The organism is Acidiferrobacter sp. SPIII_3 (assembly GCF_003184265.1).
Classification (GTDB): Bacteria; Pseudomonadota; Gammaproteobacteria; order Acidiferrobacterales; family Acidiferrobacteraceae; genus Acidiferrobacter.
Map to the genome: position 1 here is coordinate 2,227,015 of NZ_CP027663.1, position 15,485 is coordinate 2,242,499.

18 protein-coding genes and 1 pseudogene are annotated in these 15,485 nt (G+C 60.5%); 4 read left to right on the forward strand and 15 right to left on the reverse strand.

Translation table 11 applies throughout. The features are described from left to right. Positions 1-331 precede the first annotated feature (331 nt). The 7 genes from C4901_RS11170 to C4901_RS11200 form a co-directional block, all read right to left on the reverse strand. On the reverse strand, positions 332-1,729 hold the full coding sequence (locus C4901_RS11170; protein WP_205735961.1) for an AAA domain-containing protein: 1,398 nt from the start codon (positions 1,727-1,729) through the stop codon (positions 332-334). A 13-nt stretch (positions 1,730-1,742) separates the two neighbouring features. Beyond that, positions 1,743-2,084: a hypothetical protein gene (locus C4901_RS11175; protein WP_110137395.1), complete on the reverse strand. Its 342-nt coding sequence runs from the start codon at positions 2,082-2,084 to the stop codon at positions 1,743-1,745. Positions 2,085-2,176: 92 nt separating this feature from the next. Then, positions 2,177-2,392 carry a DUF1778 domain-containing protein gene (locus C4901_RS19440; protein ID WP_110137396.1) on the reverse strand — a complete coding sequence of 72 codons (216 nt, stop codon included), beginning with the start codon at positions 2,390-2,392 and terminating at the stop codon, positions 2,177-2,179. Positions 2,393-2,518: 126 nt separating this feature from the next. Then, positions 2,519-3,130: a hypothetical protein gene (locus C4901_RS11185; RefSeq protein ID WP_110137397.1), complete on the reverse strand. Its 612-nt coding sequence runs from the start codon at positions 3,128-3,130 to the stop codon at positions 2,519-2,521. A 794-nt stretch (positions 3,131-3,924) separates the two neighbouring features. After that, positions 3,925-4,611, reverse strand: coding sequence for a hypothetical protein (locus tag C4901_RS11190; RefSeq protein WP_145960704.1), 687 nt, complete (start codon positions 4,609-4,611; stop codon positions 3,925-3,927). Between the two features lie 98 nt (positions 4,612-4,709). Next, positions 4,710-5,105 (reverse strand): hypothetical protein, encoded by a 396-nt coding sequence (locus tag C4901_RS11195; protein ID WP_145960705.1) that lies wholly within the window; start codon positions 5,103-5,105, stop codon positions 4,710-4,712. A 325-nt stretch (positions 5,106-5,430) separates the two neighbouring features. Continuing rightward, positions 5,431-5,769, reverse strand: coding sequence for a cupin domain-containing protein (locus tag C4901_RS11200; RefSeq protein ID WP_110137400.1), 339 nt, complete (start codon positions 5,767-5,769; stop codon positions 5,431-5,433). 387 nt (positions 5,770-6,156) lie between these two features. Here C4901_RS11200 and C4901_RS11205 point away from each other — a divergent pair. Further along, positions 6,157-7,752 (forward strand): annotated as a pseudogene (locus tag C4901_RS11205) (IS3 family transposase). A gap of 71 nt (positions 7,753-7,823) precedes the next feature. Here the strand turns inward: C4901_RS11205 and C4901_RS11210 are convergent. From C4901_RS11210 to C4901_RS11250, 8 genes are all read right to left on the reverse strand, one after another. Next, a complete protein-coding gene (locus tag C4901_RS11210) occupies positions 7,824-8,042 on the reverse strand; it encodes a hypothetical protein (protein ID WP_110137401.1) in 219 nt (72 codons plus the stop codon). Continuing rightward, complete coding sequence (locus C4901_RS19445; protein ID WP_370445912.1) at positions 8,039-8,245, reverse strand: DUF4258 domain-containing protein; 207 nt, start codon at positions 8,243-8,245, stop codon at positions 8,039-8,041. Before C4901_RS19445 ends, C4901_RS11210 begins: the two co-directional genes overlap by 4 nt. Beyond that, the gene (locus C4901_RS18115) at positions 8,230-8,403 is read right to left on the reverse strand and encodes a hypothetical protein (protein WP_205735962.1); all 174 of its coding nucleotides are present in this window, start codon (positions 8,401-8,403) and stop codon (positions 8,230-8,232) included. The genes C4901_RS19445 and C4901_RS18115 overlap by 16 nt, the downstream gene beginning before the upstream one ends. A gap of 84 nt (positions 8,404-8,487) precedes the next feature. Then, positions 8,488-8,964, reverse strand: coding sequence for a type II toxin-antitoxin system Phd/YefM family antitoxin (locus tag C4901_RS19450; protein ID WP_370445913.1), 477 nt, complete (start codon positions 8,962-8,964; stop codon positions 8,488-8,490). A 265-nt stretch (positions 8,965-9,229) separates the two neighbouring features. Beyond that, positions 9,230-9,556: a hypothetical protein gene (locus C4901_RS18605; protein WP_240611758.1), complete on the reverse strand. Its 327-nt coding sequence runs from the start codon at positions 9,554-9,556 to the stop codon at positions 9,230-9,232. 164 nt (positions 9,557-9,720) lie between these two features. Beyond that, the gene (locus C4901_RS11235; protein ID WP_110137402.1) at positions 9,721-9,945 is read right to left on the reverse strand and encodes an addiction module protein; all 225 of its coding nucleotides are present in this window, start codon (positions 9,943-9,945) and stop codon (positions 9,721-9,723) included. A 1,172-nt stretch (positions 9,946-11,117) separates the two neighbouring features. Next, positions 11,118-11,411, reverse strand: a complete 294-nt coding sequence (locus C4901_RS11245; RefSeq protein ID WP_110137404.1) for a type II toxin-antitoxin system RelE/ParE family toxin — start codon at positions 11,409-11,411, stop codon at positions 11,118-11,120. Then, positions 11,401-11,646 carry a type II toxin-antitoxin system ParD family antitoxin gene (locus C4901_RS11250; RefSeq protein ID WP_110137405.1) on the reverse strand — a complete coding sequence of 82 codons (246 nt, stop codon included), beginning with the start codon at positions 11,644-11,646 and terminating at the stop codon, positions 11,401-11,403. The genes C4901_RS11245 and C4901_RS11250 overlap by 11 nt, the downstream gene beginning before the upstream one ends. 770 nt (positions 11,647-12,416) lie before the next feature. On the opposite strand from C4901_RS11250, the gene C4901_RS11255 reads away from it, so the two are divergent. The 3 genes from C4901_RS11255 to C4901_RS11265 all read left to right on the forward strand — a co-directional run bounded on the left by C4901_RS11255 (position 12,417) and on the right by C4901_RS11265 (position 15,229). Continuing rightward, positions 12,417-13,442: a site-specific integrase gene (locus tag C4901_RS11255; protein WP_110137392.1), complete on the forward strand. Its 1,026-nt coding sequence runs from the start codon at positions 12,417-12,419 to the stop codon at positions 13,440-13,442. Between the two features lie 309 nt (positions 13,443-13,751). Further along, positions 13,752-13,931: a rhodanese-like domain-containing protein gene (locus C4901_RS19455; protein WP_110137407.1), complete on the forward strand. Its 180-nt coding sequence runs from the start codon at positions 13,752-13,754 to the stop codon at positions 13,929-13,931. Between the two features lie 566 nt (positions 13,932-14,497). Beyond that, positions 14,498-15,229, forward strand: a complete 732-nt coding sequence (locus C4901_RS11265; protein ID WP_110137408.1) for an NYN domain-containing protein — start codon at positions 14,498-14,500, stop codon at positions 15,227-15,229. Positions 15,230-15,485 lie beyond the last annotated feature (256 nt).

Genomic DNA, 15,485 nt, shown 5'->3' on the forward strand with positions numbered 1-15,485 from the left:
GAGGTATAGATGATATCTTGCCCTAGGCGCCGCCGAGTTTCCCGCAGAACGGCCAATGGCCGCTACAGGCAACAGGGCGACACTCGATGGGATGTGAGCTGAGGTATAGATGATATCTTGCCCTAGGCGCCGCCGAGTTTCCCGCAGAGTCGTTGCGTCGACACTCGAAAATGGGGGTGCTGACGCAGCGTCCAGGGACAATTCATCATCGAACCAAGAATATCGCTCGACCCCCGACACGACTAACTCGGCCATCTTCTGGGCGCGCATTTTTACGCCATCCACTTCCACTTCCGACAGCTGTGTCAGGGCAATTTCGTCTACGCGACGGTCAATCGCCGCGCTCGACCCCCGACACGACTAACTCGGCCATCTTCTGGGCGCGCATTTTTACGCCATCCACTTCCACTTCCGACAGCTGTGTCAGGGCAATTTCGTCTACGCGACGGTCAATCGCCGCGAGTTCCGTGTGCACCTCGTCGATATTGCTGCTTTCTGCCTCAATCTGAGAACGAACGACCCCCGGATTCATCTGGGACACGTTGTGGGTGATGGCTTCTATCGAGGCCTGGAATTGGCGCATACCTTCCCGGTCGCCCGCGAGCAGGGCGACAACTAATGGGCGCACTTCCTCCGGAATCTTCGACTGCAGCACGGCCAGTGCCTGCTCACCCTTGGCTGTGACAAGGACCTTTTTCCCGGTGGCTAGGTAATGGCAGATGATGTTGGCAATCGTGTGCGTCTTCCCGGTCCCAGGGGGACCCTGAACGGCGACCCCGGCAGACCGCTCCAGCTGCTCGACGATAGTCACCTGCTCATGGTTATACGGCAGCGGGAAGAAGAGTTCCTCGACATCGCCCTTTCCATAACCGCCGGACGCGCCCGACAACCCGCGGAAGTGGATAGGTTCGTAGGCCCGCGTTTCGTCGGGCGGTGGCGTCACCAGGGCCTGCGGCCCGGCTGGAATTTCGACACCAGAAATCAGTTGCGCATTGAGGCGTTCAATGTCTTCATGCAGATAATTGTTTGCACGCGGTCGTGATAGAAGTACCCATCCATCGGACACGAGCAAGTCCTCCCCCACGGGCGGAAAACTCTCCGCGCCCATCACAAAACGGCCACCCTTATGAAGATTCCCGGCAATGAACTTGAGTAGGTGCTCGTAGCTGCCCGGGTCGAAAGGGTTTAGCGGCCGGTCCGCGCCCCTGGCGAGCGCGTCCCGAGCCTCGTTTTCGATATCTGCCGTGTTTGGTAGTTGGCACGCGGCAAACGCATCGAACTCGAAGCGGGGGTCGACAGCCCTGGGTCTAACCTCAACGGCAAGGGTCTCGGGCTCAAGTGTCAACTCGACTGCCTGGGTCAACAGGGGATACTGAAAATGCACAACGGTCGAACCGGACTTCTCAGCATAGGACAACTTCCATGACGAAACACCGATACCCCACACCACCTCGAGCGGCTTGGCCGTTTCCTCCGTTTCAAGTTGCTGCTTGATAGCAAAGAGGTCGCCATAGAGCGCAATGGTCTTGCGGCGCGGTTTCTCGCCTTCCGCCCAAGCCGACCAAAGTGGCGTGTAAGCTTCCAAAGCGCGGCTGGCGGCGGCACGCACTTGCGCCTCAAGGACGCCCAACTCAAGAGGTGCCTTTTCCTGCGAGGTTTGCGCAATCCGGCGCTTCAAGGTCGCTTCGTCGATGCGCGGAAGAGGCCCATTCGGGTCGTCGCCGGTCACGATAAGAGCTTGGTCAGTCGGCAAGAGGTGCCTTTTCCTGCGAGGTTTGCGCAATCCGGCGCTTCAAGGTCGCTTCGTCGATGCGCGGAAGAGGCCCATTCGGGTCGTCGCCGGTCACGATAAGAGCTTGGTCAGTCGGACGCGGGGGGCTAGCTGCCCCAAGTCGAGCGACGCGCAACCAGATGTGGTCGCCTTCAACCTTGATATCTAAATCGACGCCCGGCAAACCCTGTAGGTCCGGCTTAGCCCTGATAAATCCCTTGTACTGACTCAGCGTGAAGCCGCGCGGGTCGACCTCTTTGTCCTGCTCGAGGACGTAGTTCAGGAGCTTATTGAGAAGGGCCGCGCCGCTCATCTTGCGCTCCCTGGGCGGTAACCTTTGCGCTACAAATCGGCAGCAGGCCAGGGTCGACCTCTTTGTCCTGCTCGAGGACGTAGTTCAGGAGCTTATTGAGAAGGGCCGCGCCGCTCATCTTGCGCTCCCTGGGCGGTAACCTTTGCGCTACAAATCGGCAGCAGGCCATTTTGTCGGCAGCGGTGAAAAAGCAACCACTCAAGAAAATTCGTCCGGTTGCGCTGCTCTTTTGCGGCTGCGCGTTCAAGCAGTTCCCGAAACTCGGGTGTAACTCGGAAACTAACGGATACAGTCTTCTCGGTAGGCATAGTCAAGATAGGCAGCGCGTCATTTGTATAGAAAATGACAATACAGACGCTGGTCGAAGGGCGCAAGCCCTATACTCAACACCGAACGGTAACCAATCAAAGGGAGTTCGCGAGTTCACATGAAATTCACGGGCTTGTGCGAGTCCATTGGAATTCGTTCAGCAACAGGCCTATGGCGCTTACGGCAAAGGTGGCATCGTCCTCGGTGACGGGGCGCAGGTCATGCCGCTGCTGTTCATTGGGCTTATTGCGCGGATGCAGGCGGGCCAGGATGTGGCCTGCAGAAGTCACCACCTCCAGCTTTTTCAGCACCACGTTGTCTCTGAAATGCTTACAGACGTCTCCCAGGTCTTGTCCCAATATCCGCCGCCGCTTTTCGGCATCAGGCTCCCGGTCCGCAGCATACACACCCATCAGGAGTGCCGCCGTGTTGCGGGCCACATCCACGATAGAGCCCGGCGTCTCTCGGTGGGCCACGTCAACCATGTGGTCGACAGCCTTCACGACCCCGGCCCTCCCGAGTTCCGGAACCTTGTCGGCATCCACCTCCGGCAGCAAGCCCGCGCCACCGCGGGCCTTGAGTGTCACCAGCCACTCGCCGGTGCTGATGCGTTCCGCATTGAGGATGCGCCAGAGGGAATCCTCGACGCCGATGGCGACGAGCTTAAGCGCGGGATTGGGAGTGTGAGCGAAAAAATGGTGAAGCCAGCCACTCGCCGGTGCTGATGCGTTCCGCATTGAGGATGCGCCAGAGGGAATCCTCGACGCCGATGGCGACGAGCTTAAGCGCGGGATTGGGAGTGTGAGCGAAAAAATGGTGAAGCTTCGCGGTGGCCTCACCCGTGTCGTAAAATCGCACGCGCGTAGCCTGTGGGCGCCCCGCACACTGATAGAAACGCCCGCGCCGGATACGCGTGGTCGCATCGAAGCTGTCCTCCCTGAACGCCCGCGCCGGATACGCGTGGTCGCATCGAAGCTGTCCTCCCTGAATATGCAAACCTCTGGCCCGGCTATCGACAAGTCGGGCATAGTTATAGACGCGCTCTGACCCGCAGCAATAAACACCCCCACCGATACCACGGGGGCCGGCCAAACCTCCCGCCAGCCTCCCGCTCCGGGTTCGTATACAACTCCTGTACCTATTTCGACGCCGAGCGTCTGCCCCATATCCCCTCACCGTACGCCACAGCTCATTAGTTGGGGCCGGCCAAACCTCCCGCCAGCCTCCCGCTCCGGGTTCGTATACAACTCCTGTACCTATTTCGACGCCGAGCGTCTGCCCCATATCCCCTCACCGTACGCCACAGCTCATTAGTTCTACGTGAAGTATAACTCAGACCGCCGCATTGGTGCCGAGGACCACGAGGCGGGCGATAGCCCACGGCGGCGCGAGCGTGCCGCTATCCGTTCCCGCTCAAGATTCGGAACCGGTGGGTAAGCCTTTCTGCTGGTCGTGTCGCGCAAGCCAGTTTTCCAGCTTCTCGACCTCCTCGTAAAATGAGTCCTCCAGTTTGTCGTACTTGCTCATAGCCCTAAGATTCGGAACCGGTGGGTAAGCCTTTCTGCTGGTCGTGTCGCGCAAGCCAGTTTTCCAGCTTCTCGACCTCCTCGTAAAATGAGTCCTCCAGTTTGTCGTACTTGCTCATAGCCCTAATGGCCTTACAGAAATTATCCGCGTTACCTGAATATAGCTCCTCGCCGCGGCCAATCGGGTCAAGCACAAGGCTTCCTTCGAACAACACTTCCCCGATGCTATAGGCCTCAAGCACACAGTTGGCATCCTTCCATGCCACCCCTTCCGCTGCGTCAATGAAATAGGCGCGGAAGGCTCCGCTGAAATCGCGCCCGGCAAGAAGATTATGGAGTTTCCCAGGAGTTTCTTGCGGCGCCCCGGAAACCTTGGAAGCGCTCCGAGCCCCAATAATAGTGGCGACCCGAAGCCTCTGCGCATTTAAGAGCATTTCGACCTGCAAGGCTCGTCTGGCCTGCGCCCTCTTCTGCTGGATGGCCTCCCGGGTCTCTGCTTGCCTCCTTTGCCATTCCTTGCTTCCGTTCCGGAAAATGGCCCAAGCACTGATGAGACCACCGCCGGCGGCGCCGAAAAAAGCTACCGCAAGAGGAATCCAAACGGAATGTGCTAAAGCGACCGCCCATGACGTTCCGGCATGGTGGACTTGCCATTGCGCGGGAACGCGCGAACCGGCCTCCATCTTTGTCATTGGCGTTCTGCAGTGCTTTTACCGCGTCTTTGCCCGCTTCTATGAGTACCCACAGTCACCTGCGCTCGCCATAGTAGCGCGCCCCCTTCCATCATTCTTCAGGCCTTCTCGCGGAACGCCTTGGTGAGCGTGGACTTCAACGGCACGCGGCGCTTGGTGTTCGGCACGAACTCCCGCTCCACCTCGACCTCCAGCGTCTCGGGTACGTGCTTATGGGTCTTGTGGGCGCGGAACGCTTCCTTGTGGCCTCGGTTGAAGCCCTTTTTGTACCAAGAGCGCGAGGACTTTATCAGCGCTGCCTGTATCTTCTCTCGCAAAGCTGCTCGCTTGGGTCCCGATATCTTGAGGTTTTCCCCGGCGAGAATCTTTTCAATATCCTCGACTGTCCGCGCTATAGCGGCGCTCGCGCTTTCGCGCGAGGAACTCCCTGCCGCGCGAGCAACCCTCACGCCGAAGGCGGGAGCGCTCGCGCCGGCCGCGAATTCCTGACTCATAATGACCATCCCCCTTTGTGCTCGATTTTTCGGATAAGGCCCGCCCAGCATACCAAGCCTAGCGACCCTGTGGATACTCCGTGCGCGCTCTGACTCATAATGACCATCCCCCTTTGTGCTCGATTTTTCGGATAAGGCCCGCCCAGCATACCAAGCCTAGCGACCCTGTGGATACTCCGTGCGCGCTCCTGGCGCCGGAGGCCCTGTTATGGGCGCGTGCCACAACGGGTCTGAGGGCGCACGGTCGGGGACCCCAACTCGCCTCCGGTTTCACCCGGAAGGTGTCAGCCGACGCCCTCAAAGGAACCCATGGCGCCCAGACGGATCAGCCGACGCCCTCAAAGGAACCCATGGCGCCCAGACGGATGGTGATGAGTTCGACGTCGGTCAAGGCCTCATGAGGACCTTGGCGTGTCCCTTGGGGCGTAACCCAGAAACAACCGGCGTCGCATATCCGCTCGCCTGTCTTGGGGGAGCCGGAGACAACAAAGACATATTCGTCGGACGGGTGCGTGTGGACGGGAATCCGCGTGCCCTTCTTCATCTTGAGACGATGAATGGACCCCTGAGGAACGGGCTCGCCGAGAACGGCCCAACTGGCGCCGGGAAAGACCGGCAAATCGGTAAAGGTTTGGGCGGACAAGTCTTGGAATGTCTGGGCCATCTGTGCCTCCGTTCGCGGGGTGGGACGCGGCTCCTGAGCCTTCCTGGGCATCTACAGGTTGAGCGCACTGGTATTGAGTACCCCACCATCATAGGCTTCAGCCGAAGCTGGAGCCACCCAATACGACAGCCGAGCCCCGGCATGTATACGGCGAGCGGAAAGCGCTGGGCGAACTCGCCCGCCCCGTTGTCGGAGCGGCGGCGTCATTCGGCCTGCCGTGTAAGCCACCCATACAGAAATTCCGGGATGGCGCCCACCGCCGCATTCGCCAGAGACAGCCTCCCCGGGCGAGGCCCCGTCATCTTGCGCCCATCGCGGTCCCCCGCTGTCAGACTACCTGTCGCCTCTTGTATGAAACCCTTGGGGGCAGAAAGAGAGTCGACAACCATGATGCGCTACGCCAAAGAACGGAAGGAGTCGGTGATCCGCAAGATGCTGGCCACCCCTGACCTGTCCATCCCAGAGCTCGCCCGGGAGACGGGCATCTCTTGCTGGACGCTGTATGATTGGCGCAAGACAATACGCCCAAAGGAGGCAGCGGATATGCCGGGAGGAAGGCCGCCCGTGAAACGCCAGGCCGCGCAGAAGCTTACCGTGGTGGTGGAGACCGCGGGCTTGAATGAAGCCGAGCTCGGCGAATATTGCCGCCGACACGGCCTCTACCCCGAGAAGGTCAAGGCATGGCGCACGGACGCCTGTCAGGCCCTGGAGGGTGGGTCCATATCCACCAAGGCGCACCGGGAAGCGCTTATGGCCGAGCAGAGGCAGCGCAAGGTCCTAGAGCGTGAGCTCGCCCGCAAGGACAAGGCGCTGGCGGAGACCGCCGCGCTGCTTGCCTTACGAAAAAAAGCCGCGGCGATCTGGGGGGACGAGGAGGACGCATGATCAGCACCCCAGATCGCCAAGCCGCCGTTATGCTGATTCACGAGGCCGTAGCCGCCGGGGCCCGCAAGCGGGTTGCCTGCAGAGAGCTTGGTATTACACTTCGGACCTTGGAGCGCTGGACGCAGACGGGGGTCGTGGGCTCCGACCGGCGGCCGCAGGCGCATCGGCCCGTACCCCCCAATCGCCTCTCGGCCGCAGGCGCATCGGCCCGTACCCCCCAATCGCCTCTCGGAGGCCGAGCGGGCCGAAGCCCTGCGTGTGGTCAACGAACCGCGCTTTGCAAGCCTGCCGCCTACCCAGATCGTGCCACAGCTGGCCGACGAGGGGCGCTATATCGCCTCCGAATCCACGCTCTATCGCCTGCTGCGCGCCGCCAACCAGCTGGCGCACAGGGGCCGCGCGAAGACGCCCGATACCCGTCCCATCCCACGTCACCGCGCGCGGGGCGCCAATACGCTGTGGTGCTGGGACATCTCATACCTGCCCGGCCCCGTAAGCGGCCAATTCTTCTTTCTGTATCTCGTGCTCGACATCTACTCGCGCAAGATCGTCGCCCACGAGGTCCATGAGGAGGAGTCCGGGGATCACGCCGCCGCCCTGATCCGTCAGGCACTCGTGCGCGAGGGCGTGACGGACAGGCGGCCGCTCGTACTCCATCAGGATAACGGCAGTCCCATGAAGGCCTCCACCTTCGTCGCGACCCTCGATGCGCTCGGCGTGCGTCGTTCGTACAGCCGTCCGGGTGTGTCCGACGACAACGCCTATGCCGAAAGCCTGTTCCGCACCTGCAAATACCGCCCCGGCTATCCGGGCGCCTTCGGAAGCCTCGCAAAGGCGCGAGCCTGGATGCTCGCCTTCGTGCGTTGGTATAACCACCACCACAAGCATCGCAACCTGAAATTTGTGAGTCCCGCGGAGCGTCATACGGGCGCCGACCACGCCATCTTCGCCCATCGCACCCGGATCTACGAGGCCGCCCGCGCGCAACATCCCGAACGCTGGAGCCGTAGCATCCGGAACTGGTCCTTGCCTGCCGAAGTATGGCTCAATCGCCCGACCGAGGAGTGCCAAGACACCTCACAATGCGACGCGGCCTAAATGATCAGGCGACAGGTACCTTGACAGCCGCCGCGGTCTTGGTTCATGCCTTCGGCGGCATGAGTCTTCCGCTACTGATGCGCAACGGGGCGGAGCTCGTAGATTCGCCCATACTTCGCGGCCGATTCGACATCCCCGCGACGAAGAGCCTCCCTCACATCGTCCAGCTTATAGGCCTCTTCGATGCTCAGGTAGGGCGACCAGCCGGTCTCATCTTCCAGTAACCCGACTTCGACCTCGGCCACGTAGCGGCCTTCGTGCACATATTTGGTTTTCTTTCGCTGTTTCATTGCGACCATTGCGACCGTCTCCTGGTAAATGACGGGTCCCACCGCACGGGGTCTGGACGATACACAGTGACCAGAACGGCAGGCCTATCATGCCCCTTCGGGATACCCCACACAACATGAATCGGGGCGCCGGACCCGTCCTTCTGCAACAGAAGTGCGCATGGGCCCGGGATAATTCGCATACTCCTCAACCAGCACCGCATCCAGGACTCCGTGGATCAACCAGCACCGCATCCAGGACTCCGTGGATGACTTCTCTCGCGGTGAGCCCGTCCTCGGCCAACCCATCGTACCCGTGCTCGGATACGCGAACATCGCCCGCGCCAATCAGCGCGCGCAACTGTTCCACAAACTCACTCACGCCATTCCCCCTTTTGGATACATGGACATTCCGCGGGGGGATTCCGTGCGTCTGCGCCTGAGAAGAAACGCCTCGACGGACTTGCTACTCGTCTCGGCAATCGCAAACGTGGCAATAAAGCCGGTATCGAGGTGGACCATCAGCACCCTTCGTCGCGCAACCTACGGATGAGTTCGGCGCTGGACTGGCGCACTTGCGGAAACTGCGCGCGGAAGGCGGCGAGCGATTGCAGAGGTTTGCGCGGCCCACGCGCCGGGACGACGCGGGCAATCGGGGTATGCGCGGCCCACGCGCCGGGACGACGCGGGCAATCGGGGTACCATGGCGGGTGATGATGACCTCTTCGCCCGCCTCCACATCATTCAGGATTTTGCTCAAACGCGCCTTGGCGTCGGCGAGACTCACGGTGCGCATCCCGGCATCCCTCTTTGACCATAAAACTTGGTTGACCGAGCGGTAGCGTTGTTCGGCCTGCCGTGCGAGCGACCCATGCAGAGACCCGAAGATGTCGCGCGGCGTCGGTTTCACGGTAGGTGGCGTTCTTCGTGGCATTACCGTCATGGCACCCGGCGGCAGCGGAAGCTTTGGTAACGACGACTCAGCCCCTCGTCATGAAACAGGTAGTCTTCCAGTCTGAACCAGCGCTATAACGGCATGCCGGACGCGCGCGAGAATAGCCTCTCGAACACTCGCGGCCACCCGCACGAAAAGGCTCTCATGGGCGGTGAAAAGCTTGCCCGGGCGAATATAGCTCGTCCGCGCGAGCGACCCGCCCACACAGTCGTCTTCTGTGAGCGTGACGGCTGCGGGGTCCCCATAAGGATTGCTAGTAATCTGCGTGCAGACCCAGTCGCCGCGCCCCACATCCGCCAATACTAACGCTGGCCTCTTCTTTGTACCGGACAAGTCCGAGAACGGGAACGGAATCAGGACGACCGCGCCTACTGCGCAGGTGCGCCCATGCCTCGTCCTCCTCCGGACGCAGCCAATCGTCCGCCAGGGCCTTTTCCGCTGCCATGAGCGTTTCGTCCCAACGAGCCGGCGGCTCATCCAGGACCGTCACCAGCGCACGGTGGGGGCCTGTGACATGGAGCGGCTCCATGAGATGGATTTGGCCGTTCTCGTCGATAACCGCTTCCGCTATCTGTTTCATCGGGGACCACTCCTTGCGCGCGACGAACCTTGAGATGGATTTGGCCGTTCTCGTCGATAACCGCTTCCGCTATCTGTTTCATCGGGGACCACTCCTTGCGCGCGACGAACCTTGGCCTAAGTGTAGCACGACCGCCTTGTCGTTAGCCGGGACCCGCGCCGATTTCACCGGCCGAGGAGGCGCGCTTCCGCACACACCGATTCGGCGGTGAAGCTTTGAAGTTCACCGCGCTCATAGGCGTCGAGGCGCGCCTCTATCTCGCGGTTCCAGGCGGTCGCCACCTCGGCGGCCGGCGTGTCCTGAAGCGACTCCAGGAGCACTGCGACGAGCCGCGCTCGCTCTTTCGCAGAAAGCGTGCGCGCGCCCTTCTCGAGTTCGGATGCCAGCATTATCCCCTCCTCGCGCGGACGCGCGATCTCATTCTAGCAGACGGCACCCCGGCCCGCCGATGGCCAGCGTCACAGCCCCCTGTACTTCTCCCAGACGGCGCCCTCCCCAACCAGGGTGGGCGCCTTGCCTCACGGCACCCCGGCCCGCCGATGGCCAGCGTCACAGCCCCCTGTACTTCTCCCAGACGGCGCCCTCCCCAACCAGGGTGGGCGCCTTGCCTCGACGATGGCGTGGCGGTGTCCGGCCCGCCGTTCGCGTCGGTAGCACCGCAAGCCACGCCTCGACGTCGGACTGGCGCCAGCGCAGATGCGACGAACCTGGTATAAGCAGGGGCGTCGGCACGGACTGGCGTCCTGCGTGCAAGCGGCAGTACACCGCTTTGGGGGTAATGCCAAGCACTTGGGCGAGCTCGGCCACGTTCAGCAATTTGTCCATGCCGGCACTTAGGCCCGCACACAAATTCCCTGGAGTTTCCCCCGGGGCCCCGCTACCGGGGCGTTGCTTCAGCAGCAAGGTACGGCCTCCGCACGCGCCCCGTCGGGCGGGACGACAGGTCGCGACGGGACGACCTCGCCGGCTACACCGGACAGCACCCTTCAGGTGAGCGGATGGCGGAGGCGCCCCGGGGGTAGCGACCACTGCCCTGACAGGACAGCGGTCGGTTACTTGGACGCCACTTGGACGCCACTGAACCCAGGAAAGCCCAGAAACTCGCAGGAAGCAGCAGGACTTAACTCATTGATTTTGCGGTATCGGCCCGCATCTTGCTTGGGTAGCTCAACACTTTCACACGGCAGGGGTCAGTGGTTCAAACCCACTATCGCCCACCATATAAAACAAGGAGTTACGCACATTCCTCCTTATCCGTAACGGGGGTTTGGTACGCTGGTGACACACAGTAAGGAGCGCTCCCAAATGAGCGCCGCATGACACTTCGGCGAGCGGCACCGGATCATTGAGGCCACACAACAAACCTTCCAGCACCTTCATGTATTTGATGTCATTTAGCAAAATACTCTTATCCCCATGCGCCACATCATAATGAACATTATCGGGCACGTTGCGCCACAGTTGAAAAACTTTCTATGCGTCAACAACCACAACTTATATCTCAACCGCAGCGCACACATGGCCAATCGCTGAAACGCCCTATTAGGCCTACCATCACCGGTTATTCTGGGATATTGCGGATCGCGTCCATGCGTTGGTGCAAGATGCGGACGACAAGAACATCTTCGGTGCGAATCGTGTAGAAAATGACATGACTCTCATGGGGAAAGCGGCGATAACCGGGCCGGATGTCTTCGGCCACACTACCTATCGCCGGATTACCGCCGAGCAATTCTAGACGGCGCATCAGCAATGTGTAATAAGTTTCCATTTGGCGTACGCCGAACTCAACAAGAGACTGCTCCAAAATCTCGTCGATATCGCGGGCTGTGGCCTCGGAGAGCTTATACCTCAAGACCGTGCCGTGCCTTTACGCCCCGCCAAATCTCCTCGACCGTGCGGCTCGACACGCCACTCTTTTCCCCATCAATGAGCGCCTTAATCAAAGCTTCACGCTGATCCTGATATTCCTGATCGCGACGAATGAGGCCACGAACATAGTCGCTCGCGTTACTGTAATGACCCGTCTTCACCTGATCTTCCACCCAGTCCTTCATAGGACCGGGCAGAGACACATTCATGGTTACCATGGCGCCTTACCTCCTGCCCTAAAGATCGCATATTATGACAATCTTTGTCAAAATTGTGCTCCTTCCCAAACACGACCTCGACAGCGTGTGCGCCCCAGGGAGATCCATAGAACGAAAGCATCCACCTGATTTCCGGTATCCCGAAACAAGCTAGCTCCCCGCCACTACTTTACCCACACCCATTCTGGTATTTGCCTACCGAAAACCATGACCGTGACCAAAACGTGACGCACTCCTGTCCTCTTGAGTCCATTCCTGTCCACTCTAGTCACTATTGCGCGGAGCCTGGACGCGTAACACGTTGATTGTATGAACTATAGTAGGAGGCCATCGCTTTCACACGGCAGGGGTCAGTGGTTCGATCCCACTATCTCCCACCAATAAAAACAAGGACTTAGAGCACCATCTCCCCCACAAAATCCGTTTCCGCTCCACTTCCGCTCCAGTCAGCCTTGAAGCGGCCATCTCGCCGGGGCCTCGTTGCCTTGAACCAACCACGGTGGCAAGCTGCACCTGAACCGTATTCGGTATGGAGCGGGCGACCTGTGGCATCCATCACAAAACGGCCGTGGGGCGGATGGCAGGCGCGCGTGCGCCTAAATGGCCACAGCACCAAGACCAAAACCTTCACCACGCGTTCAGAGGCTGTCGCGTGGGCGCGGACCACCGAGCAGGCTCTGGCCACGGAGACCCCGGCGAGGCGGAAGCCAAAGAGCTCGCAGGCGTTGTCCTGTTACCAAAACCTTCACCACGCGTTCAGAGGCTGTCGCGTGGGCGCGGACCACCGAGCAGGCTCTGGCCACGGAGACCCCGGCGAGGCGGAAGCCAAAGAGCTCGCAGGCGTTGTCCTGTTGCGCCAGGCCCTGCTCCGCTACCAGGACGAAATCACGCCACACAAGCGCGGCGCGCGCATCGAGCACTACATCATCCGCGGTCTCCTCAAAGACCCCATCGCGGACCTGCCCATCGGCAAAATCACGGCCGTCGATGTCACGGCGTGGCGCAATCGACGTCTCAAGAAAGTCCAGTCGGGCACCGTGCTCCGCGCCTGGAATCTCCTGCACCATCTGTTCGAAGTTGCGCGCCGTGAGTGGGGCTTGCCGGTGGATAATCCCGCGCACATCGCCCGCCGGCCGAAGCCGCCGATTCCGCGCGACCGGCGTCTGCGCGACGGCGAGCTCGCGGCCCTCGATGCTGCGTGCGATGCGACACGCTCTCCGTGGCTCAAGCCGCTCATCTATTTGGCCATCGACACCGCCATGCGCAAAGGTGAGCTGCTGCTCATGAAGTGGTCGGATGTAAACCTCGCCGACGGCCACATTCTCATCCCGGCCGTCAACACGAAAACCAGCAAAGCCCGTACAGTCCCATTAAGCCCGCGCGCACGAGAGAACCTCGAGCGCCTGATACCGCCCGAATTAAAACACGAGACCACGAGTCAAAAATCGGCGGCTGCACTGAACAAGCGCGTGTTCCCCATTACGCCGAACGCGGCAAAACTCGCGTGGCAGCGGACCGTCAAGCGGGCCAACATCCAGAACCTGCACTTTCATGACCTGCGCCACGAAGCGACGAGCCGTTTTTTCGAGATGGGCCTCGACACCATGGAAGTTGCGGCCATTACCGGCCATGAAACCCTGCAGATGCTGAAACGCTACACGCACATCAAGACCCGCCGGTTGGTCGACCGCATGGCCTGGCCGGACGACGCCAGTCGTGCCGCGAAGACGGCGAAAGCGCCGGATGGCAGTGACCATTCAAACGAAGAGCCGCGCGAGGTTTCGCTCAGCCGCTAGGACGCAAACCGCTCACTATGCCGCACGGAGAATTCGGGCGGCATAGTGAGAGGCGAAAGCGCCGGATGGCAGTGACCATTCAAACGAAGAGCCGCGCGAGGTTTCGCTCAGCCGCTAGGACGCAAACCGCTCACTATGCCGCACGGAGAATTCGGGCGGCATAGTGAGATATGTTTCACGCGGTCCTAAACCGGCCGCCTGAAACCGCCTCCAAAAACGGCAACACCGGCGACTCTCTACCCTGCCTCAACAAATGGTCGATACCCCGTCTTCATCCACACCCTTGTCCACAGATTTTGTGGATAGCGGGTGCGTGAGTCGGAATGGCTCTTCTTCTGCGCCCGCGGTAACCGCAGCCTAGTCGCAACCCATATCCTGCGCGACCTGGGTTATCCGCACGCCTATTCCGTAGCAGGCGGTATGCGAGCGTGGCAGAACGCGGGATTGCCAGTCGCATCTGTCGATGCGGGCGGAGGGGATGAAGTGTGACCTCTTGTGCCGCGCGAATTTTGGACAGGGCCTATAAGGCGATACCGAACTTTTTTGCCCGAACGGCATGGTCGGCCAGCAATTCTCAATGTGGCACTGACCATGGGCACCGAATGGCGTCCCGCAGGGCGGGAAGACGCCCAACATCCGGCACGGGTGCATCCAGACAGGCGCATTCCTGTCTCGTCGCCGGGTGTTTCGGGTTCCATGGCCTCACATTGAGAATTGCTGGTGGTCGGCCGAATGGCCGACCACCGCAGGGTGGTCTAGCGGGAATTCCACAGCCTGGAGCATAAAAGCGCTCGCAGGACAAGCTGGCTTGGCCCCCGTCTGACAAGCTAGCTTGACTTGGTGCCACTACGCACTAACAATATGCGCGTCAGCCTCCGAGCAATTTCCGGGCGAGCGAACCTGCCTTCGGGCAGTAGGCTTCAGCAACAGGGGCAATGACAAGCTCCGCTGGAGCCTTGATAGAAAAACCAGGCCGCCCGCGCGCTACAATCCAAGAGGGTTCCGCCACAAGCGGACTCCGCGCGCGTAAGCGGCCGCCTTTTTAGACCAACCCAATGCGGCGTTACGCCATTCTCATTGACGGTGGTTTCCTCAAAAAGAAGCTTGGCTCACAACGGTCCCCATTGGATGGCGTCCGCTTTGATGTCTTCCTAGAGACACTCAAAGCACAATCGGCACTATCGACACTTCTGCTCCACCGCATTTACTACTACGATGCTCCCCCGTTCGAGGAAAGCGTGGACAAGCCCCTGAACGGTGGCAAGACAAATTTCGGGACAACACCCTTGTCGCGCCAGAACAAGGCCTTGTTTGAGCGACTCAGAGAGACTCCCTTTGTGTCCCTTCGACTCGGAGAACTGGCGTTTCGCGGCTGGAAACTTACAAAACAGCGTCTCAGCGGAGCTTCCGGGTCCGATATAACCGTGCGCGCGGCCGACCTGAGACCTGACATCCAGCAAAAAGGTGTTGATATGCGCATTGGGCTGGACATAGCGTCGCTCACCCTCAAACGCCACGTGGACGTCATTGTCTTGGTCACGGGCGACAGCGACTTCATTCCCGCCATGAAGTTTGCTCGACGTGAAGGTGCTCAGCTATTTCTCGTACCCCTTGGGCACAGCATTAAATCGGGCTTGAAAGAACACGCCGACCTCATTTTGGACAAAATCCCCCTACCACAGCTCACCGCGCCGGAACCTACCAAAGGCAGTCTCGAGACCAACGAAGCTGGGCCGGAACCAGTCGAACCAATCTACCCTCAAGCCGTTAACGCAGGCGCCGAATGACAACGCGCAAGAGTGGACTTTTGCACCGCGCGTAGATGGTCCATCGTGCAGGTGGTGGGCTGCCGCAGGTGCCAGGCTTCGCGTCCATTACGCCTCGTCGGTTGCCGCCGAAACAAGAACCAGCCCCGGGCCCACATACGTCAGACTCGCGGGCACCCGTTACTGGAGGGAAAGGCACGCGCTGACCGAAGGCTCCAGTGGCCCCATCTGACGTGGGTCAACACTGCCCAGGATAAGGACGTGCCGGTCAGTTAGT